The organism is Salifodinibacter halophilus, assembly GCA_012999515.1.
Classification (GTDB): Bacteria; Pseudomonadota; Gammaproteobacteria; order Nevskiales; family Salinisphaeraceae; genus Salifodinibacter; species Salifodinibacter halophilus.
In genome coordinates, this window is sequence record JABEEB010000503.1 from 1 (window position 1) to 249 (window position 249).

Consider the following 249-nt stretch of genomic DNA (forward strand, 5'->3'; position numbering starts at 1 on the left):
TCGCGGTCGCGGCCGGCGACGGCGTGGTCGAGGACATTTCCACCGCGTTCGCGGTCGCCGACGAGGACGGGCGCATCGAAACCGCGGTGAGCCAGGGCCGCGTGCGTGTCGCCGCCGCGGACGGCGGCTGGACCTATCTCGATGCCGGCCAGCGCGCGGCCTATGGCGAAGACGGCCGCGTGGTCCGCTTGGGCGACGTGTCCGCCGACGGCGTCGGCGGCTGGCGCCAGAGCGAACTGCTGCTGGAAA

1 protein-coding gene is annotated in these 249 nt (G+C 73.9%); it reads left to right on the forward strand.

Translation table 11 applies throughout. The features are described from left to right. Positions 1 to 249: iron dicitrate transport regulator FecR (locus tag HKX41_12625; protein NNC24979.1), on the forward strand; the 249-nt coding region annotated here is incomplete at both ends.